The organism is Pseudomonas sp. XWY-1 (assembly GCF_002953115.1).
In the GTDB taxonomy this organism is placed as follows: domain Bacteria; phylum Pseudomonadota; class Gammaproteobacteria; order Pseudomonadales; family Pseudomonadaceae; genus Aquipseudomonas; species Aquipseudomonas alloputida.
This window is the reverse complement of the sequence record NZ_CP026332.1, coordinates 2,161,548-2,181,234: the sequence shown is the minus strand read 5'-3', so window position 1 is coordinate 2,181,234 and position 19,687 is coordinate 2,161,548. Positions and strand designations below refer to the sequence as shown.

General features: G+C 64.9%; 11 protein-coding genes. 8 read left to right on the top strand and 3 right to left on the bottom strand.

Features of this window, described 5'->3' with window-relative positions; genetic code table 11:
- Nucleotide 1: 1 nt before the first annotated feature.
- From treZ to PRJ_RS10065, 7 genes are all read left to right on the top strand, one after another.
- Nucleotides 2-1,744 (top strand): malto-oligosyltrehalose trehalohydrolase, encoded by a 1,743-nt coding sequence (gene treZ / locus PRJ_RS10095; protein WP_104961292.1) that lies wholly within the window; start codon nt 2-4, stop codon nt 1,742-1,744.
- On the top strand, nt 1,741-3,810 hold the full coding sequence (malQ, locus tag PRJ_RS10090) for a 4-alpha-glucanotransferase (protein WP_104961291.1): 2,070 nt from the start codon (nt 1,741-1,743) through the stop codon (nt 3,808-3,810). The genes treZ and malQ overlap by 4 nt, the downstream gene beginning before the upstream one ends.
- Complete coding sequence (locus PRJ_RS10085) at nt 3,807-6,581, top strand: malto-oligosyltrehalose synthase (RefSeq protein ID WP_104961290.1); 2,775 nt, start codon at nt 3,807-3,809, stop codon at nt 6,579-6,581. Before malQ ends, PRJ_RS10085 begins: the two co-directional genes overlap by 4 nt.
- 14 nt (nt 6,582-6,595) lie before the next feature.
- Nucleotides 6,596-6,862, top strand: a complete 267-nt coding sequence (locus tag PRJ_RS10080) for a DUF2934 domain-containing protein (protein ID WP_104961289.1) — start codon at nt 6,596-6,598, stop codon at nt 6,860-6,862.
- 135 nt (nt 6,863-6,997) lie between these two features.
- Complete coding sequence (gene glgX, locus PRJ_RS10075; protein ID WP_104961288.1) at nt 6,998-9,151, top strand: glycogen debranching protein GlgX; 2,154 nt, start codon at nt 6,998-7,000, stop codon at nt 9,149-9,151.
- Between the two features lie 121 nt (nt 9,152-9,272).
- Complete coding sequence (locus PRJ_RS10070; RefSeq protein WP_104961287.1) at nt 9,273-10,067, top strand: endonuclease/exonuclease/phosphatase family protein; 795 nt, start codon at nt 9,273-9,275, stop codon at nt 10,065-10,067.
- Nucleotides 10,068-10,383: 316 nt separating this feature from the next.
- Entirely contained in the window at nt 10,384-11,460 is a 1,077-nt protein-coding gene (locus tag PRJ_RS10065) for an autotransporter outer membrane beta-barrel domain-containing protein (protein ID WP_104961286.1), read from the top strand.
- A 214-nt stretch (nt 11,461-11,674) separates the two neighbouring features.
- On the opposite strand, the gene glgB is transcribed toward PRJ_RS10065, so the two are convergent.
- From glgB to PRJ_RS10050, 3 genes are all read right to left on the bottom strand, one after another.
- A complete protein-coding gene (gene glgB / locus PRJ_RS10060) occupies nt 11,675-13,885 on the bottom strand; it encodes a 1,4-alpha-glucan branching protein GlgB (protein WP_104961285.1) in 2,211 nt (736 codons plus the stop codon).
- A complete protein-coding gene (gene treS / locus PRJ_RS10055) occupies nt 13,882-17,202 on the bottom strand; it encodes a maltose alpha-D-glucosyltransferase (protein ID WP_104961284.1) in 3,321 nt (1,106 codons plus the stop codon). The genes glgB and treS overlap by 4 nt, the downstream gene beginning before the upstream one ends.
- 154 nt (nt 17,203-17,356) lie before the next feature.
- Complete coding sequence (locus PRJ_RS10050) at nt 17,357-19,375, bottom strand: alpha-1,4-glucan--maltose-1-phosphate maltosyltransferase (protein WP_104961283.1); 2,019 nt, start codon at nt 19,373-19,375, stop codon at nt 17,357-17,359.
- Nucleotides 19,376-19,514: 139 nt separating this feature from the next.
- On the opposite strand from PRJ_RS10050, the gene PRJ_RS30045 reads away from it, so the two are divergent.
- Entirely contained in the window at nt 19,515-19,676 is a 162-nt protein-coding gene (locus PRJ_RS30045) for a hypothetical protein (protein ID WP_015271006.1), read from the top strand.
- The last annotated feature ends 11 nt before the right edge of the window (nt 19,677-19,687 follow it).

Below are 19,687 nucleotides of genomic sequence, written 5' to 3'. Positions count from 1 at the left end.
GATGCACAGACATGGCGCACACTTGCTGGACGCCACGTCGGCGCGCTTCGCCCTCTGGGCGCCGGATGCGCGCAGCGTGAGCGTGGAACTGGAGCGGCAGCCGGCCATCGAACTGCTGCCGGATGATGAGGGTTGGTACAGCGGCGTGGCGCCATGCCAGGCCGGTGACCGTTACCACTACCGTATCGACGGTGAGCTGCAGGTGGCCGACCCGGCCTCGCGCTACCAGCCCGACGGCGTACACGGGCCCAGCCAGGTAGTGGATGTGGCCGGTTACGCCTGGCAACACCCGTGGCAGGGCCGGCCTTGGCATGAGGCCGTGATCCAGGAGGTGCATGTCGGCCTGCTCGGGGGTTACGCCGGGGTTGCCCGGGAACTGCCGCGCCTGGCCGAACTGGGCATCAGCGCGATCGAGCTGATGCCGCTGGGGCAGTTCCCTGGCGAACGCAACTGGGGTTACGACGGCGTACTGCCTTACGCCCCACAGAACACCTACGGCAGCCCCGAGCAACTGTGCGCACTGGTCGACCAGGCCCACAGCCACGGGCTGATGGTGCTGGTCGATGTGGTGTACAACCACTTCGGCCCCGACGGCAATTACCTGCACCAGTACGCTAGCCCGTTCTTCCGTGAAGACCGGCAGACACCCTGGGGCGCGGCCATCGACTTTCGCCGCCGGCAGGTGCGCGAGTACTTTATCCAGAACGCCCTGATGTGGCTGTGCGACTACCGCTTCGACGGCCTGCGCCTGGATGCGGTGCATGCCATCGACCAGCCCGACTTCCTGATCGAGCTGGCCCAACGGGTGCGCGCCGCCGTAGAACCGGGCCGGCACGTGTGGCTGGTGCTGGAGAACGAGCACAACCAGGCGGGCCTGCTGGAACAGGGTTACGACGCCCAGTGGAACGATGACGGCCACAATGCCCTGCACGTGCTGCTGACCGGTGAAACCGAAGGTTACTATGCCGACTTCCAGCATCGCCCCATCGACCAACTGGCACGGTGCCTTGGCGAAGGTTTCGTGTTCCAGGGCCAGGCCAACCGGCATGGCAAACCACGCGGCGAACCCAGCGGGCATTTGCCGCCCAGCGCCTTCGTGTTGTTCCTGCAGAACCACGACCAGATCGGCAACCGCGCGCTGGGTGAGCGCCTGACCCGCCTATGCCCCGCGCCAGCCCTGCGTGCAGCCACCGGCCTGTTGCTGCTGGCCCCCATGGTTCCGCTGCTTTTCATGGGCGACGAAGCCGGCAGTTGCCAGCCGTTCCTGTTTTTTACCGACTTCCATGACGCGCTGGCCGACGCGGTACGCGAAGGCCGTCGTGGCGAGTTCGCCCACTTCGCCGCGTTCGCCGACCCCGAGCAGCGTGAGCACATTCCCGACCCCAACGCCGAACAGACCTTCACCTCTTCACGCCCGCAAAACAAGGCGGTGATCGCCGGCTGGCACGGCCTTTACCAGCAACTGCTCGACCTGCGCCGCCGCCACATCATCCCGCACTTGCCCGGTAGCCGTGCGCTGGGCGCCGAGGTGCACGCTGACAAAGCGCTGACCGCGCGCTGGCAGCTGGGCAACGGCAACACTCTGCGCATCGACCTGAACCTGGCCGACACCCCGCAGGCGGTCGAACTGCCCGCGCCATCCACACGGCTGTTCGACAGCAGCGACACCCGCCACCCGGATACCCACCTGGCTGCCTACAGCTGCGTGGTCAGCCTGCTTCCCCCTGCCCAGGAGCGCCCATGAGCGAAACTGCCCTGCATCGTCTGGCAACCAGCGTCGGGCTGAGCCGCGACTGGATCGACGCCAATGCCAGGCCCCAGCGTGTCAGCGACGACGTGCTGCGCAACATCCTCGAAGGCCTTGGCCACCCGGCCGGCGATGATGCGGCCGTTGCCGCCAGCCTGCGTGCGGTGGAAACCGCCGAAGACAGCGAACACCTGCCGCCCTTGCTGACCGCCGACGTAGGCCAGCCGCTAGCGCTGTCGCGCTACTTCAGTGCCGCCAGCGTGGCCCACTGCACCCTGGAAGACCACACCTCGGTCACCCTCAGCCTCGATGACCAGGCGCGCCTGCCCGGCGAGCTGCCCATCGGCTATCACCAGGTGGAAATCGACAGCCGCCGCTTCACCGTGGCGGTGGCGCCAACACGCTGCCACAGCCTGGAAGACAAGGTGCAACAGCCGCCACCACGCTGCTGGGGCCTGGCAGTGCAGCTTTACAGCCTGCGCCGCCCCGGCGATGGTGGCTTCGGCGACTGCCTGGCGCTGGAGCAGTTGGCCCGCTCGGCCGCCGAGCGCGGCGCCGATGCCTTGGCTATCAGCCCGATTCACGCCCTGTCGGCCATCGACCAGGAACACTACAGCCCCTACTCACCCTCCAGTCGCCTGCTGCTCAACACCCTGTACACCAGCCCTGCGGCCCTGCTGGGTGAACGGGAGGTGCGCATGGCCATCGAAGCCTGCGGGCTGGAGCAACAACTCGAAGAGCTGGAGCAACGCCCTCTGGTCGACTGGCCACGCGCCGCCAGCGCCCGGCTGCGCTTGCTTGAAGCGCTTTACCAAGGCTTCAGCCACGGCGACCACCCGCTACGCACAGATTTTGACAGCTTCCGCGAAGCCGGCGGCCAGACCCTGGAGCACCACTGCCGCTTCGAGGTGCTGCAGGCCCAAGCAGTGGAGCACGGCCTCGGGGCCGACTGGCGCAACTGGCCCAAAGCCTGGCACGACCCCTACCACCCGGAAGTGGAGGCTTTAGCCAATGCCTACCCGGCCAAGGTCGAGTTCCACGCCTTCTGCCAGTGGTTGACCGAACGTGGCCTGCAACGCGCCCAGGAAGCGGCCCGCAGCAACGGCATGGCCGTGGGCCTGATCGCCGACCTGGCGGTGGGTGCCGACGGTGCCGGCAGCCAGGCCTGGAGCCGCCAGGACGAACTGCTGGCCGGCCTGAGCGTGGGTGCGCCGCCCGACATCCTCAACCACGTCGGGCAGGATTGGGGCATTTGCGCCTTCTCGCCCGAGGGCCTCAAGCGCAATGGCTATCGCGCCTTCATCGAGATGCTGCGGGCCAACCTCGCCCACGCTGGCGGCCTGCGCATCGACCATGTGATGGGCCTGCGCCGGCTATGGCTGATCCCCCAGGGGGCCAAACCCAGCGAAGGCGCCTACCTCGACTACCCGCTAGACGACCTGTTGCGCCTGCTGGCGCTGGAGTCGGTGCGTCACCAGGCGATCATCCTCGGCGAAGACCTGGGCACCGTGCCCGACAGCCTGCGCGAAAAGCTGGCCGAGAAAGCGGTGCTGGGCATGCGCGTGCTGCCGTTCGAGCAGACCCAGCCGGGCCAGTTCAAGCCCATTCTCGACTGGCCAGACAATGCCCTGGCCACAACCGGCACCCACGACCTGGCGCCACTGGCCGGCTGGCTGGCAAACCGCGACATCGACTGGAGACACCGCTTGCAACTGATTGATGCTGCTGCGGAATTGCACTGGCGACACGAGCGTCAGAAAGAACGCGAAGGCCTGCGCCGCATCCTGGAGGCCAACTACGGCGAACTGAAGGACAACGACGCGCTGATCGATGCGGCCATCCGCTTCGTTGGCCATACCCGTGCGCCGCTGGTACTGGTACCGCTGGAAGACCTGCTGGGCTGCGACGAGCAACCCAACCTGCCGGGCACCACCAATGGCCATCCCAACTGGCGGCGGCGCTTTGCCCGTCCGGTACGCGAACTGCTCGACGACGAGGATGCCGCACGGCGCCTGGAGCTGCTGGCCCAGGCCCGCGAGCAGGCGTGGGAGCGTGACCGATGAAGCCACTGACCGCGACCCTGCGCCTGCAATTCCACAGCGACTTCACCCTCGACCACGCTGTACCGCTGGTGCCGTATTTCGCCCAGCTGGGCATCAGCCACCTGTATGCCTCGCCCATCCTCAAGGCCCGCGCTGGCTCGCGCCATGGCTACGACGTGGTCGATCCTACCTGCGTCAACCCGGAGCTGGGCGGCGAGGCCGCGCTGGAGCGCCTGGTTGCCGCCCTGCGCCAGCATGGCATGGGGCTGATCCTCGACACGGTGTCCAACCACATGGCCGTAGGCGGTGCCGACAACCCCTGGTGGCAAAGCCTGCTGGCCTGGGGACGGCGCAGTCCGTATGCAGAGTTTTTCGACATCCAGTGGCACTCCAGCGACCCACTGCTGGCCGGGCAACTGCTGTTGCCGTTCCTCGGCAGCGACTACGGCGTTGCGCTCAGGAATGGCGAGATACCACTGCAGTTCGACAAACAGCAGGGGCTGCTGCAGGTAGCCCATTACGCGCATCGTTTCCCGATCTGCCCGGTCGATTACGGCTGGATTCTCGCGCTCAGCCCAGAGCCTGCGCTCAATTTGCTGGCCGAGCGCTTCACGGCATTGGGCGACTCGTCCACCCCGCTGGCCGATAGCCTGCCGCTCCAAGCCGAACTGGCCCGCCTGGTGCGCGAAGGTGCCGACCTCGAATCGGCCCTGGTGGCCTTCGACAGCCGCAGCGAGGCCGGTTTCAAGCGCCTGCACCTGCTGCTGGAGCGCCAGACCTACCGCCTGGCCAGCTGGCGTACTGCTGCCGACGACATCAACTGGCGGCGCTTCTTCGACATCAACGAATTGGGCGGCCTGCGCGTGGAGCGCGCCGTGGTGTTCGAAGCCACCCATGCCAAGCTGTTCGAACTGATCGAACGCGGCTTGGTGGACGGCCTGCGCATCGACCATATCGACGGCCTTGCCGACCCGCGTGGCTACTGCCGCAAACTGCGCCGGCGGGTTGATGGCCTGCTGGCGCGGCGGCCGCTGAATGCAGGGCTGGAGCACTTCCCCCTGTACGTGGAAAAGATCCTGGGTGCCGACGAGCATCTGCACCGCGACTGGCTTACCGACGGCACCACCGGCTACGAGTTCATGAACCAGGTGTCGCTGCTGCAGCATGATCCGGCCGGCGAAGCGCCGCTGAGCGAACTGTGGAGCAACGTCAGCGAGCGCCCGGACTTCCCTGAAGAAGTGCGCCAGGCCCGTCACCTGGTGCTCAACGCCAGCCTGGCCGGTGACTGCGAGTCGGTGGCCCAGGCACTGTTGCAGGTCGCGCGCAACGACCTGATGACCCGTGACCTGACCCTGGGCGCGATTCGCCGGGCCTTGCAGGCGTTGGTGGCGCATTACCCGGTTTACCGAACCTACTTCAATGCCTGCGGGCGCCCGGCGCAGGACGAAACGTTCTTCCAGCAGGCCCTGACCAATGCCCGGCAAGACCTTGCCGAAGCTGACTGGCCGCTACTGGACCAACTTGAACGGTGGCTGGGCGGGCAAGCCTGGCGGCATCTGCCACCGGGGCGCGCCCGCAAGCAACTGCGCCACGCCTGCGTGCGCTTCCAGCAACTGACTGCGCCCAGCGCCGCCAAAGCCGTGGAAGACACCGCCTTCTACCGCAGCGCGCGGCTGCTGTCGCGTAACGACGTGGGTTTCGAGGCAGAGCGCTTCAGCGCACCCCCCATGCATTTCCACAACGAGGCCCAGCGGCGCCTGCGCGATTTCCCCGACAACCTGCTGACCACCGCCACCCACGACCACAAGCGCGGCGAAGACACGCGTGCACGCCTGGCCGTACTCAGCGAGCGCGGCACGTGGCTGGCCAGCCGGGTAGAGCACTGGCGTGAGCTGGCCGCCCCCCTGCGCGCGCAGTTGGACGACGGGCTGGCACCCAGCCCCGGCGACGAGTTGATGCTGCTACAAACCCTGCTCGGCAGTTGGCCCTTGGACCTCGACCTGAACGACGACAATGCCCTGCGTCAATACGCCGAGCGTGTTCGCCAGTGGCAGCAGAAGGCCCTGCGCGAGGCCAAGCTGCGCAGTAGCTGGAGCGCACCGAACGAGGCCTACGAAGGCGCCTGCGCTCATTACCTCGACGGCCTGCTGCTGGACAGCGAGAACCAGCAACTGCGCAAGTCGCTGGCCGACGCGGCGCAGCTGCTGGCCTGCCCCGGCGCTCTCAATGGCCTGGTCCAGGCCCTGTTGCGCATGACCACACCCGGTGTGCCCGACCTGTACCAGGGTAACGAATACTGGGACTTCAGCCTGGTCGACCCGGACAACCGCCGCGCCGTGGACTACGCTTCGAGGCGTCGCACGCTGGACGATGCCACACCGGCCGCCGAGCTGCTGGCGCACTGGCGCGACGGCCGTGTCAAACAGGCCTTGATCGCCCGCGTGCTGGACTGCCGCCAGGCCCATGCCGAGCTGTTCCGCCGCGGTGCCTACCTGCCACTGACCGTACAGGGCCGGCACGCTGACAAGGTCATTGCCTTTGCTCGCCTGGGGGAAGGCGAGCACGCCATCGTCGTCGCACCGCGCCTGGCCAGCAGCCTGCTCGGAGGTGCCGCTACACCGTTGATCCCGGCGCAGAACTGGGACGACACCCGGCTGGTATTGCCGTTTGCCTTGTCACCTGCCAACTCGACGGGACTTTTCGCCTGTGCGGCGGTCAGCTCTTCAAAGGAGTTGCCGTTGAGCGCCGTGCTGGCGGAATTTCCGGTCAACGTGTTGATACAACAATCTTGAGCATCAGGAGCGTCATGATGAGTGTCGATGAAAAGCGTATTCGCGAATTTGCCTACCAGATCTGGGAATCCGAAGGTAAGCCCGTAGGGGAAGAAGAACGCCACTGGGAAATGGCCCGCAAGCTGGCCGAGGCCGAAGCGCTGGCGCCCAAGGCAGCCCCGCGCAAGAAAGCAGCGGCCAAGCCAAAGGCGCCTGCCGATCCCAAGGCGGCTGCCCTGCCAGGGGTTAAACCCGCTGCGGTGAAAAAGCCCCGGGCGGTGAAAAAGCCTACTGCCGGTTAAACCTGTCCTGGCCTCTTCGCGGGTAAACCCGCTCCTACAGGCACCTGTGATGACCTGTAGGAGCGGGTTTACCCGCGAAGAGGCCATGCCGGACAGCCCAAATCCCCCTCCCATCACGGCCACTCGAGGATCGTCATGAGCCCCCGCACCCCAAAGAAAACCCGCTCGGTAGCACCATCGCGCATCCGCGAAGGCATGCCCTTCCCCCTCGGCGCCACCTGGGATGGCCTTGGGGTCAACTTCGCCCTCTTCTCGGCCAACGCCACCAAGGTCGAGCTGTGCCTGTTCGACTCCACCGGCGAGCAGGAAATCGAGCGCATAGAGCTGCCCGAATACACCGATGAGATCTACCATGGCTACCTCCCCGACGCTCACCCCGGCCTGGTCTATGGCTACCGGGTGTATGGCCCCTACGAGCCGGAAAACGGCCACCGCTTCAACCCCAACAAACTGCTGATCGACCCGTATGCCAAGCAACTGGTCGGCAGCCTGAAATGGTCCGAGGCACTGTTCGGCTACACCATCGGCCACCCCGATGGTGACCTGTCGTTCGACGAGCGCGACAGCGCGCCTTTCGTGCCCAAATGCAAGGTCATCGACCCGGCGTTCACCTGGGGCCGCGACCAGCGCGTGCAGATCCCATGGGAGCGCACGATCATCTATGAAGCGCATGCCCGCGGCATCAGCATGCGCCACCCGGCAGTGCCTGAAGAACTGCGCGGCACCTTCGCCGGCCTGGCCAACGACGAGTTGCTCAAACACATCAAGGACCTTGGCGTGTCGAGCATCGAGCTGCTGCCGATTCACGCCTTCGTCAACGACCAGCACCTGCTGGACAAGGGCCTGAACAACTACTGGGGCTACAACAGCATCGCCTTTTTCGCCCCGCACCCGCGCTACCTGGCCAGCGGCAAGATCGCCGAGTTCAAGGAGATGGTCGCGCACCTGCACGACGCCGGGCTTGAGGTGATCCTGGACGTGGTCTACAACCACACCGCCGAAGGCAACGAGCGCGGCCCGACCCTGTCGATGCGCGGCATCGACAACGCCTCGTACTACCGCCTGATGCCGGACGACAAGCGCTACTACATCAACGACTCCGGCACCGGCAACACCCTGGACCTGAGCCACCCCTGCGTGCTGCAGTTGGTCACCGACTCGCTTCGCTACTGGGCCGGCGAAATGCACGTGGACGGCTTTCGCTTCGACCTGGCGACCATCCTTGGCCGTTACCACGATGGCTACAGCGAGCGTCATGGCTTCCTGGTCGCCTGCCGCCAGGACCCGATGCTGAGCCAGGTCAAGCTGATTGCCGAACCGTGGGATTGCGGCCCCGGCGGCTACCAGGTGGGCAACTTCGCCCCGGGCTGGGCGGAATGGAACGACCGCTTCCGCGATACCGCACGCGCCTTCTGGAAAGGCGACGAAGGCCAGCTGGCCGATTTTGCCGCGCGCTTGACCGCCTCGGGCGACATGTTCAACAACCGCGGGCGCAGGCCCTATTCCTCGGTCAACTTCATCACCGCCCACGACGGTTTCACCCTGCGCGACCTGGTGTCCTACAACCACAAGCACAATGAAGACAACGACGAAAACAACCAGGACGGCACCGACAACAACCTGTCGTGGAACTGCGGCGTCGAAGGGCCGACCGACGACCCGGCGATCAATGCCCTGCGCATGCGCCAGATGCGCAACTACTTCGCCACCTTGCTGCTGGCCCAGGGCACGCCAATGATCGTTGCCGGCGACGAGTTCAGCCGCACCCAGCACGGCAACAACAACGCTTACTGCCAGGACAGCGAGATCGGCTGGGTGAACTGGGACCTGGACGAGGAAGGCCAAGAGCTGCTGGCCTTCGTCAAGCGCCTGACGCGCCTGCGCCTGGCCTACCCGGTGCTGCGCCGCTCGCGCTTTCTGGTGGGTGACTACAATGAGGCAATTGGGGTCAAGGACGTGACCTGGCTGGCACCCGATGGCAGCGAGATGAGCGTTGAGCAATGGGAAGACCCACACGGGCGTTGCCTGGGCATGCTGATAGATGGCCGCGCGCAGGTCAGCGGTATCGCCCGGCCAGGTGCCGAGGCCACCGTGTTGCTGATCGTCAATGCCCACCATGACATCGTGCCGTTCAAGCTACCGGCCGTGCCCGAAGGCGATTACTGGAGCTGCCTGGTCGATACCGACCGGCCGGAGTTGCGCAAGGGGCAGCACCTGCAGTTCGACAGTACCTTCGAGGTGAAGGGTCGGTCGATGCTGCTGATGGTGTTGCAGTACGACGAAGAGTGAACGGTGATAGCCCAGGCAGGTCCTACGTTGTGATCGCCACGCCAAACCCGGTGGGAACGGTGTACCAGCCCCCACAGGGTTTGGCGGCGACAGTGAGGCAGGGTTAACTTCAGGAGGAATCGTGAGCCTCGAAGCCGGCAGTAATGGTTTCGCCAGCGTCAGCCAGGCCCCGGCCGTGAAACGCCTGCGGGTACTGACGGTGAATACCCACAAGGGCTTCACCGCCTTCAACCGGCGCTTTATCTTGCCGGAGCTGCGCGAGGCCGTGCGCAGCACACAGGCCGACATTGTCTTCCTTCAGGAAGTGCTCGGCAGCCACGACCGCCACGCCGCGCGCCACCCCGGCTGGCCACAGACCTCGCAGTACGAATTCCTCGCCGACAGCATGTGGAGCGACTTTGCCTATGGCCGCAACGCGGTCTACCCTGACGGCCACCACGGCAATGCGTTGCTGTCCAAATACCCGATCATCGAGCACCGCAACCTGGACGTGTCGATCACCGGCCCCGAACGCCGCGGCCTGTTGCACTGTGTGCTGGAGGTGCCGGGGCAAGGCCAGGTGCATGCGGTCTGCGTGCACCTGTCGTTGCTGGAAAGCCACCGGCAAAAGCAGCTGCAGTTGCTGCGTAAACTGCTGGACGCCCTGCCGGCCAACGCCCCGGTGATCATCGCCGGCGACTTCAACGACTGGAAAAGCCATGGCAACCGCACCCTTGGCCTGCAACGCGACCTGCACGAAGCCTTCGAGCGCCACCACGGCCACCTCGCCCGCACCTACCCGGCCCGCCTCCCGCTGCTGCGCCTGGACCGCATTTACCTGCGTAACGCCGAAAGCCATGGGCCGCGGATTCTGGGGCACAAACCTTGGTCGCACCTGTCAGATCACCTGCCGCTGGCCGTTGAAGTGCGACTTTAGCAATCATTCTTCATAGCCACGGCACGGCAAATAGCGATCCCCGCTATACCCTGCTGTTTTTATCGATAAAACAACAGGTTGAGCGTTACGACGCACCCTGAACACTTCCTTCACGCTTTCTTGACGCAAGCCGCGACCTCTCCTTAGCTGAACAGTACCAAGCTGTAAAAAACTTGCGCCGGGCCTCTAGCTCGCGCCTTCGTGCGCGTTTGCGATAACTGGCGTGCTGGTTTGGGTCGCCCACTGTTTTTGCCGTACAGCTCGTGACAACAGGCCAGGTTCTCGGGCTGCACCACAAAAACAAAGGAGATCCGCCATGAAAAGCACCTCGAACCCCTTGCGCTTCGACAGCATTTTCTACGCGGTTTCCACGTCGCTGCTTCTGGCAACCCCGGTGGAAACGATCGCGTACGAACTGCAGGGTGACCCCACCTCCCCCGGCTATCTGCAGCAACCCGTGGCGGCGCAACTGTCGCTCGACCCGCTCAGTGCCAGTGGGTTGAGTCTCGGCACCCTCAATGCGTTTTCGCAGCAGATGAGCGAACGCCACCAGCAGCCGGCACCCGACCTGATTGCCAGTCAGTGGGCGCAGTTCTTCCCCACCAGTGCGCGCGGCCGCGCGCTGCCGCCGGCACAGCTGGAGGCGCCCAGCCAGCAACTGATGATCGGCCCGGACCTGTTCGTGCGTGAAACTGCAGCGGGCGATGTGCACCGCGCAGGGATTTTCGTGGGGCACAACAACCTGCAAAGCAGCTTCAGAGGCGCGCGCCCTCTGCTGGGCGACAAGCAGCGCAAAGCGGTGAACTTGAGCGGGGAAAGCCTGGGGGTGTACTGGAGCATGACCCATGAACAGGGTTGGCACCTGGATGCCGTGGCCATGGGCTCGCGGATCGACGTGATGGGCCGTGGCGAAAACGGCCAGCGCCTGGACGACAGTGGCCACGCAATGACCTTCTCGGTAGAGGGCGGTTACCCGATCCGCCTGGGGGGCAACTGGGTCATCGAGCCCCAGGCACAGTTGATCAACCAGCAATTCTTCCCTGGCAACCAGGTGCAGGAAGAGACCTTGCAAGCCTTCGACAGCCAGCCGAGCTGGAGCGGCCGGGTCGGTGCCAAGTTGTCCGGGCGCTACGAAGTGCGCGGCATGCCCATCGAACCCTATGTGCGTACCAACGTGTGGTATGACTTCAGCAATGCCGATGAACTGAAACTGGACGAGGTCGACAAGATCTCCAGTTCGCGCTACTCCACCACGGTGGAGTTAGGCTTGGGGCTGGTGGCGCGGGTGACGCCTTCGGTGGCGTTGTTCGTCAGCGCCGATTACAGCAGTGATGTGGACGACAATGACCTGAACGGGCTGATCGGCAGCCTTGGGGTGCGGATGCGGTGGTAGGCAGGGCCGGCCTATTCGCGGGTAAACCCGCTCCTACACACTGATCGGGGCCACACGCATCGGTGGCTCGGCACAGGCCGTTGTAGGAGCGGGTTCACCCGCGAAAGGGCCGGGCCTGCCGGCCAATTCCCAAAGGCCATTCACGGTTGCCGCCGCTACCGGATTCGCGGGTAAACCCGCTCCTACAGGCGAAAAGGCCAGTGCGGTCAACCGATCAGGCGGGCTTCATGATCAACACCCCCAGCGGCGGCAGGTTCAGGGCCAGCGATAGTGGCTGCCCGTGGCTGGCCACTTCGTCACTGGCCACCGCCCCGAGATTGCCGACATTCGACCCGGCATACAGCTCGGCATCACTGTTCAGCAGCTCCTGCCAACGCTCGCCGAACGGCACTCCAATGCGGTAGCCCTCTCGGGGTACCGGGGTGAAGTTGGCCACCACCAGCACCGGCTCGCCGCTGCTGCTCCAGCGCAGCCAGGCGTACACGCTGTTCTGCGCGTCGTCACCGATCAACCACTGGAAGCCCTGCGGCTGGCAATCCTGCTCGTGCAACGCCGGCTCTTCGCGGTACAGGCGATTGAGGTCGCCCACCAGGCGCTGCACGCCCTGGTGCTCGGGATACTGCAGCAGGTACCAGTCCAGTTCGCTGTCGTGGTTCCACTCACGCCACTGGCCGAACTCGCAGCCCATGAACAGCAGCTTCTTGCCCGGGTGTGCCCACATGAAGGTGAGGTAGGCACGCAGGTTGGCGAATTTCTGCCAGCGGTCGCCGGGCATCTTGTCGATCAGCGAGTGCTTGCCGTGTACCACTTCATCATGGGAGATGGGCAGGATGAAGTGCTCGGAATAGGCATAGATCAGCCCGAAGCTCATCTCGTTGTGGTGGTAGGTGCGGTGCACCGGGTCGTTCTGGATGTAGTGCAGGGTGTCGTGCATCCAGCCCATGTTCCACTTGTAGGCAAAACCCAGGCCGCCCTGTTGGGTAGGTTGGCTGACCCCGGGCCAGGCGGTGGACTCCTCGGCGATGATCAGCGCACCCGGGGCCTCGTGGGCAGCCACGCCGTTGAGGTGGCGGATGAAGTCGATGGCTTCCAGGTTCTCGCGCCCGCCGTGGCGGTTGGGTACCCATTCGCCGGCCTTGCGCGAGTAGTCGCGGTACAGCATCGAGGCCACCGCATCGACGCGCAGGCCGTCGATGTGGAAATGCTTGAGCCAGTGCAGCGCCGAGGCCATCATAAAGCCGCGTACCTCGTTGCGGCCGAGGTTGTAGATCAGCGTGTTCCAGTCCTGGTGATAGCCTTCCAGTGGGTTGTCGTATTCGTACAGGGCCGTGCCGTCGAAGCGCGCCAGGCCATGTTCGTCAGTGGGGAAATGCGCCGGCACCCAGTCCAGCAGCACACCGATGCCCCCTTGGTGGCAGGCGTCGATGAACGCGGCGAAATCTTCGGCACTGCCGTAGCGCGAGGTGGGCGCGAACATCGACAGTGGTTGATAGCCCCAGGAGCCGCCGAACGGATGCTCCATGATCGGCAGCAGTTCGATGTGGGTAAAGCCCAGTTCCTGCACATAGGGCACCAGCCGCTCGGCCAGTTCCCGCCAATTGTAGAAACGCCCGATTTCCCCCGTTTCGTCCAGCTCGCAGCGCCATGACCCTGGGTGCAGTTCGTAGATCGACAACGGCGCGTTGTAGGCATGGCGCTGGGCGCGCTGCGCCATCCAGTCATGGTCCTGCCAGGCGTGGCTGAGTTCACCGGCAACCTTGGACGCCGTGCTCGGCGGCAGCTCGGTGGCACGGGCCAGTGGGTCGGCCTTCAACGGCAGTATGCCGTCCTTGCCGAGTACTTCGAACTTGTAGGTTTCGCCCACGCCCAGACGCGGAATGAACAGCTCCCAAACCCCGGCACCGTGGCGCAGGCGCATGGGGTGACGGCGACCATCCCAGTTGTTGAAATCACCCACCACCGACACCCGCCGGGCATTCGGCGCCCAGACCGAGAAACACACGCCGTCGATGCCATCGACCTGAGTCGGCTGGGCACCGAAGCGCCCGGACAAATCGCGGTGATTGCCTTCCGCGAACAAGTGAAGGTCCATGTCTCCCAATTGCGGGCCGAAGCTGTAGGGGTCTTCGGTAACCTGCTCGCCGCCGGCCCAGACGATGTGAAGCTGATAGGGCTGTGCCTTATCGAGGTGCGCGCTGAACAAACCGGGCAGGCTGCCCTGCTCCATTTCGGCGAGGACTCGCCCGTCCTCCCGGGCCTGAATGTGCACTTTCAGGGCATTGGGCAGAAAGACGCGGACCACCTGCCCGCCTGCGCCGTCGCCGTGGGGGCCGAGTACCGCAAAAGGATCGGCGTGTTCGGCGCGGGCCAGGGCGTCGAGGTCCCGTTGCCGAAGGCCACCGTTTTCACGCGTTGTAACGTTCATTCTGACTCTCCCCAGGTACTGATCAGTCCATGCAGACCATGCAAAGGCACGGCCAGCCAGCTCGGACGGTTTTCGGCTTCGTATGTAATCTCGTAGGCGGCTTTTTCCAGGCAGAACAGCTCCAGTGCCGCGCGCTCGCCCTCGGCGTGCTGCCAGGCGTGGGGCATGGCGGCAGTGGCCAGGCCATAGGCTTCGACAAAGGCATGCCGGGACTGGTGCAAGTACTGCCGGGCAACCCGCTGCCGGGCTTGCCGCGCCGGCTCGGAAAGGTCCACCGCAGACGCGCTGCGCAAGATCATCGCAGCAGCATAGTCGAAGGATCGCAGCACGCCGCTGACATCCTTGTAGGGGCTGTGTTTTGCCCGGCGCTCTTCAAGGGGCCGGGCGGGTTCGCCTTCAAAATCGATGAGGTACGCATCCCCCTGCACCACCAGCACCTGGCCCAGGTGCAGGTCGCCGTGTACACGCATCAGCAGGCCACCCTGAGCCTGCTCGGCGAGGTTGCCGATGTGCTGGGCCAGGCCGTCACGCTGTTGCTGCAGATCGTCGACCAAGGCCTGGCTGTCGCCGTCCAGCGTGTCGCGATGCTGGGCCAGCAGGTCGAGGGCGTGGGTCAGTTCGGTGCTGATCTGTGCACGCCAGCGCTCGCTGTCCTGCGCATCGCTGGGGCGCGGCTGGAAGGCCGGGTCTTCGGTGGGTGCGGCCAGCAGCAGGTGCATCTCGCCCAGGCGCTGGCCAAGCAAGGCCGCAAAGCCGCTGAGTTCGGCCAATGCGTCAGTGTGCGTTTCGGCGTCGTTGCGGGTGGGCTCCATCTGGTCGCGGATGGCCCTTTCCAGCGTGTTCTGGGTCCAGCCCCAGGCATCGCCCTGGTTACTCAGGTAACCTTGGGCAATCATCAGCAGGTGCGGCGCATGTTGTTCGTCCACCCGGCTGACCCAGGCCAGCAGCGGCGAGATATTGGCAAAGCCGGCGGCGGTCAGGTAGGCACTCATTTCCAGCTCTGGATGGATACCCGGGTTGACCCGGCGGATCAGCTTGAGCACCACGCGGTCGCCGATGACCACCGAGCTGTTGGACTGCTCGGCGCTGAGGTAGCGCACTTCGCTCTCCTCGTCGAGCGCCAGGCCGGCCAGCTGCTCTGTGCATTCGAAGCGCAATTCACCCTCAGCGTCGCCACACGGCAGACGCAGGCCATCCTGGCAGGCTTGCATCACGGCGTGAATGAACGGCTCAAGGACGAAGGCGTCTGTGATCAAGCCAACCTGGTGGGCACGGCGCACCCGCGACAACGCCAGCTGCTGCGGCAGCGCGGTATGGATCTGCTCCTCACGCAGCAGGCCGAACGGCAGCTGGTAGCGGGTGGCCGTGCCGTCGCTGTGTACCTCGATTTCGCTGAGCAACACCGGCGTGGTGGCGGTGCCGAAACGCACGCCGTAACACAGGCGCACGGCATCGATCGGCCCTTCCTTGCCGGCGAACCAGCGGCGCTTGGGCAGGTACTGCGGCAGGATGGTGCTTTGCAGCGTATCGCTTGCAGGGGCTTGCAGCAGTTCTTCCATGCGCTTGCGCAGTACCAATGTGGTCAATTCGGGTAACCCCTCGGTGGGCTGGATGTGCCAGCTGGGCATGCGATCGCGGCTGGCCAGCAGGAACCAGTAGAACGCATAAGGTGGCAAGGTCAGCAGAAACGGCAGTTGGCCGATTGGCGGGAACGCGCTGCCGCCAAGCATCTCCACCGGTACTTTGTCGGCGTATTGTGACAATTCGAGTTCGGCAGCCTGGGCGGCGCGGGACACGTTGGCCACGCAGAGGATGACCTCGGTATTGCCGTCGGCATCGGTGTACTCGCGGATATAGGCAAGGATGCGCCGGTTGCTGGGCGTGAGGGTGCGCAGGCTGCCGCGACCAAAGGCCTTCTGCTGCTTGCGCACCGCCAGCATGCGCCGGGTCCAGTTCAGCAGCGAATGCGGGTCGTGGCTTTGCGCCTCGACGTTGACGGTCTGGTAACCGTAGAGCGGGTCCATGATCGGCGGCAGCACCAGGCGCTGCGGGTCGGCGCGGGAAAAACCGCCGTTGCGGTCTGGCGACCACTGCATGGGTGTGCGAACGCCATCGCGGTCACCCAGATAGATATTGTCGCCCATACCCAGTTCGTCGCCGTAATACAGGGTTGGCGTGCCGGGCATCGACAACAGCAGGCTGGTCAGCAGCTCTATGCGCCGACGGTCACGCTGCAGCAGGGGCGCCAGGCGCCGGCGAATGCCCAGGTTGATGCGCGCGCGGCGGTCTTCGGCGTAGTAGTTCCACAGGTAGTCGCGCTCGCGGTCGGTGACCATTTCCAGGGTCAGTTCATCATGGTTGCGCAAAAAGATCGCCCACTGGCAGTTGGCCGGGATTTCCGGGGTCTGGCGCAGGATATCGGTGATCGGGAAGCGGTCTTCCATGGCCAGGGCCATGTACATGCGCGGCATCAACGGAAAGTGGAAGGCCATATGGCACTCGTCGCCGTCGCCTTCGCCGAAGTACGGACGCGTGTCTTCAGGCCACTGGTTGGCTTCGGCCAGCAGCATGCGATCGGGGTAATTGGCGTCGATCTCGGCGCGGATCGCCTTGAGCACGTCGTGGGTTTCGGCGAGGTTTTCGTTGTTGGTGCCGTCGCGCTCGATCAGGTAAGGGATCGCGTCCAGCCGCAGGCCATCTACACCCAGGTCCAGCCAGAAGCGCATGACGCCGATCACCGCCTTGAGCACCTGCGGGTTGTCGAAGTTGAGGTCCGGCTGGTGGGAGTAGAACCGGTGCCAGAAGTACTGGCCGGCGACCGGGTCCCAGGTCCAGTTGGACTTTTCGGTGTCGAGGAAGATGATGCGCGTGCCGTCGTACTTCTGGTCGTCGTCCGACCACACGTAGAACTCGCGCGCCTTGCTGCCGCGCTTGGCGTGGCGGGCGCGCTGGAACCACGGGTGCTGGTCGCTGGTGTGGTTGATGACCAGCTCGGTGATCACCCGCAGGCCGCGCTTGTGGGCCTCGGCGATGAAACGGCGGGCGTCGGCCATGCTGCCGTAGTCGGGGTGCACGGCCTTGTATTCGGCGATGTCGTAGCCGTCGTCACGGCGTGGCGAGGGGTAGAACGGCAGCAGCCACAGGGTGTTGACGCCCAGCTCGGCGATGTAGTCGAGCTTGCTGATCAGGCCGGCGAAGTCGCCGATGCCGTCATTGTTCGAGTCGAAGAACGACTTGATGTGCAGCTGGTAGATGACGGCGTCCTTGTACCACAGCGGGTCGTCGATGAAGGCTGCCGGGCGGGAACGCTTGGCCATGTGCGACTCCTTTCAATTGCATGTTTGCCCCTTCTTGCACCATCGCTGTGGGAGCGGGCGGGCCCGCGAATCAGCCACCGCGGTGCTTGGCACCGGCTCTGCCGGTGTTCGCGGGCATGCCCGCTCCCACAGGGGAAAAGGCTACAGACCGGTTTTACCCGGCTTTCTCGATGCGCCAGATGCCGAACGGCAGGTGCCAGGGCTCTATGCGCATCCATTGGGTCTTGCCGTACCACGACCAGCGGTGGCCGTTCATCAGGTCTTCACCCTGGGTTTCGGCGTTGTCGTCCAGCCCCAACTCCCACAGCGGCAACTCGAAGTGCGCCTCCTGGGCGTTGTGTGGGTCGAGGCTGACGGCCACCAGGATGTAGTTGTCCCGCTCGGGCGTACGCTTGGCGAAGTACAGGATGTTGTCGTTCCAGCAATTGAAGAAGGCCACGCCCAGGTGGGTTTGCAAGGCGCGGTTCTGCCGGCGGATGCGGTTGAGCTGGGCGATCTCGGCGATGATGTTGCCGGGCTGGGTGAAGTCGCGTGGGCGGATTTCGTACTTCTCCGAATCCAGGTACTCCTCCTTGCCCGGCAACGGCGTGCCCTCACACAGCTCGAAGCCCGAATACATGCCCCACAAGCCTGAGCCCATGGTGGCCAGCGCGGCACGGATAAGGAAACCTGCGCGGCCTGAGGTGTGCAGGAAAAACGGGTTGATGTCCGGCGTGTTGACGAAGAAGTTGGGCCGGTAGCACTGGCTCCACGGCGGCTGATTGAGCTGCTCGAAATATTCGCGCAGCTCCTGCTTGTGGTTGCGCCAGGTGAAATAGGTATAGCTCTGTGCGTAGCCGACCTTGCCCAGGCGCGCCATCATTGCCGGCTTGGTAAAGGCTTCGGCGAGGAAGATGACGTCGGGGTGCTGGCTGCGCACATTGCCGATCAGCCATTGCCAGAACGGCAGCGGCTTGGTGTGCGGGTTGTCGACGCGGAAAGTCTTCACGCCCTCCTCGACCCAGCCGACCACCACGTCGCGCAGGGCCAGCCACAGCGAGGGCACGGCCTCTGGGGCGTAGAAATCGACGTTGACGATGTCCTGATACTTTTTCGGCGGGTTTTCGGCGTAGCGGATGGTGCCGTCCGGGCGCCAGCTGAACCAGCCCGGGTGCTCCTTGAGCCAGGGGTGGTCCTGGGAACACTGGATGGCGAAATCGAGGGCGATTTCCAGGCCGTGTTCCGCCGCCGCAGCCACCAGTCGACGGAAGTCATCGCGGCTGCCCAGTTGCGGGTGAATCGCCTCGTGGCCGCCCTCCGGGCTGCCAATGGCATACGGGCTACCCGGGTCGCCCGGCTCGGCCTTGAGGGCGTTGTTGCGGCCCTTGCGATGCTGCATGCCGATGGGGTGGATGGGCGGGAAGTACAGGACGTCGAAGCCCATGTCGCGGATCATCGGCAGCCGTTCGTGCACGTCGTTGAAGGTGCCGTGACGCTGCGGGTCGTCGGTCATCGAGCGCGGGAACAGCTCGTACCAGCTGGCGAACAATGCGGCCGGGCGGTCGACATCAAGGGGGAAATCAGGGCTGCGGGTCAGGTAGCTGCGGTGTTCGGCTTCACCCATCAGGCGGGCGGTGGTCGGGTCGAGAAACACGGCCACCTGATCATCGGTACTGAGCGTGGCCAGGCGGCTCTGCACGGCCTCGAGCGCCTCGCGCAGGGCGCCGCTGCACAGCTCGATGCCTTTGCCCAGCATCAAGCGGCCTTCTTCCAGTTCCAGTTTTACCTCGACGCCGGCGTGGTACTTCTTCTCCAGATCGTGGCAATAGGTGGCAAACGGGTCGATCCAGGCCTCGATACTGAACCGGTGCGGGCCCAGCTCGGTGGGGGTGAATTCGGCCTGCCACAGGTCGTTGCCCGCCGACTGCATCGGCACGCAATGCCAGCGCCGGCTGTGGGCCTGGCGCCAGTTGAGCATCACCGCCAGGCGGTCGTGGCCGTCGCTGTAGGCCTTGGTGCTGACGGCCACAGGCTGGCCGCTGACGGCCTTGGCGGCGAAGCTGCCGGCGTCGAGCACGGGTTGGGTGTCTTCGATCACGATGCGTGGCGCCAACAGCGCCTGGGCCAGGCTAATGGCCTGGTCCGGGTGATCGTTCGCCATGGGCACGCTTTCAAAGGGCTCGTTTCGTGACATCGACCTTGCTCCCTCAGGCTGGTGGCGGTAAGGGTTCAGAGCCGGGCACAGGCGGGGGGTTCAAAATAATTGAGCGAACGGCAGCTGCCAGCGGTCAGAGCCTACAGCACCTCTTCACCCACCCACGCGAGGTCAGGCCATGAACATTCCCATTCCACCGGAGACACCCGATCCCAACATCGACGACCCGAGCTTGCCGCCACCCGTACCGGAAGAAGAACCGGACGAGCTGCCGATCAAGCCGACCGTGCCGCCGACAGTGGGCGACCCGCCGAGCCAGGAGCCACCGGTGAAGGCTTAAGGGTAGACCAC

Excerpts from the sequence above, each read along its gene's own strand:
- treZ (WP_104961292.1), top strand. The coding sequence starts at position 2 with ATGCACAGACATGGCGCACACTTGCTGGACGCCACGTCGGCGCGCTTC.
- malQ (WP_104961291.1), top strand. The coding sequence starts at position 1,741 with ATGAGCGAAACTGCCCTGCATCGTCTGGCAACCAGCGTCGGGCTGAGC.
- PRJ_RS10085 (WP_104961290.1), top strand. The coding sequence starts at position 3,807 with ATGAAGCCACTGACCGCGACCCTGCGCCTGCAATTCCACAGCGACTTC.
- PRJ_RS10080 (WP_104961289.1), top strand. The coding sequence starts at position 6,596 with ATGATGAGTGTCGATGAAAAGCGTATTCGCGAATTTGCCTACCAGATC.
- glgX (WP_104961288.1), top strand. The coding sequence starts at position 6,998 with ATGAGCCCCCGCACCCCAAAGAAAACCCGCTCGGTAGCACCATCGCGC.
- PRJ_RS10065 (WP_104961286.1), top strand. The coding sequence starts at position 10,384 with ATGAAAAGCACCTCGAACCCCTTGCGCTTCGACAGCATTTTCTACGCG.
- glgB (WP_104961285.1), bottom strand. The coding sequence starts at position 13,885 with ATGAACGTTACAACGCGTGAAAACGGTGGCCTTCGGCAACGGGACCTC.
- treS (WP_104961284.1), bottom strand. The coding sequence starts at position 17,202 with ATGGCCAAGCGTTCCCGCCCGGCAGCCTTCATCGACGACCCGCTGTGG.
- PRJ_RS10050 (WP_104961283.1), bottom strand. The coding sequence starts at position 19,375 with ATGTCACGAAACGAGCCCTTTGAAAGCGTGCCCATGGCGAACGATCAC.
- PRJ_RS30045 (WP_015271006.1), top strand. The coding sequence starts at position 19,515 with ATGAACATTCCCATTCCACCGGAGACACCCGATCCCAACATCGACGAC.